The sequence below is a fragment of the Entomohabitans teleogrylli genome (genome assembly GCF_001484765.1).
Taxonomy (GTDB): domain Bacteria; phylum Pseudomonadota; class Gammaproteobacteria; order Enterobacterales; family Enterobacteriaceae; genus Entomohabitans; species Entomohabitans teleogrylli.
The window spans coordinates 1-375 of the sequence record NZ_LLXO01000120.1; the positions used below are offsets into that span (position 1 = coordinate 1).

The window sequence follows — 375 nt, forward strand, 5'->3', positions numbered from 1 at the left end:
CTGTCGTACCTGGCGAACCATTTTAACGCGCCGCTGATTGCCTGGATGGCGCCGATCATCGCCATGATCGCCATCACCAAATCGTTCCTCGGCCACTACCTGGGCGCCCGCGAAGGCTTCAACGGCATGGTGATCAAATCCCTGCGTGGCAAAGGCAAGACTATTGAAATCAGCCGCCTGAACAAACTGACCGCGCTGTTCATGCTGGTGACCACCTGGATTGTCGCCACCCTGAACCCGAGCATCCTCGGGATGATTGAAACCCTCGGCGGCCCGGTTATCGCCATGATCCTGTTCCTGATGCCGATGTACGCCATCAACAAAGTCCCGGCGATGCGCAAATACAGCGGCCATATCAGCAACGCCTTTGTGGTG

Annotated in this window: 1 pseudogene; it reads left to right on the forward strand. The window is 57.3% G+C overall.

Annotated elements, in window-relative coordinates:
* A pseudogene (locus tag AQ981_RS25510) lies at window positions 1–375 on the forward strand (HAAAP family serine/threonine permease); the annotation flags it as partial.